The 270-nt window shown below is 66.7% G+C and carries 1 pseudogene; it reads left to right on the top strand.

Annotated features, from left to right (window positions below):
- Positions 1-270 (top strand): annotated as a pseudogene (locus tag THIARS_RS17950) (peptide ABC transporter permease); the annotation flags it as partial.

Raw genomic sequence — 270 nt, 5'->3', positions numbered from 1 at the left:
CCTGTTCGTCTCCGGCTACACCTGGCACGACCCCAGCACCTACACCGCCGCCAAGCGCGCCACCCTCAACAGCCATGCCTGGGGCCTGGGCTGGAGCAGGCAATTGACCGACGCCAACGGCAACGACCAAATGGTCTACGCCATGATCTTCTCGGACTCGCACCGCAACGCCGAGCCGGTGGTGGGGTACGCCAAGCAGTGGTTGTGGAACCCCGTGGGCAAGCTCAAGTTCGGCGCCGGCTACACCGCCGGCATCACCTCGCGCGCCGA

The sequence above is a fragment of the Thiomonas delicata genome, from assembly GCF_900088825.1.
Taxonomy (GTDB): Bacteria; Pseudomonadota; Gammaproteobacteria; order Burkholderiales; family Burkholderiaceae_C; genus Thiomonas_A; species Thiomonas_A delicata.
This window is presented reverse-complemented; position numbering and strand designations above follow the sequence as displayed.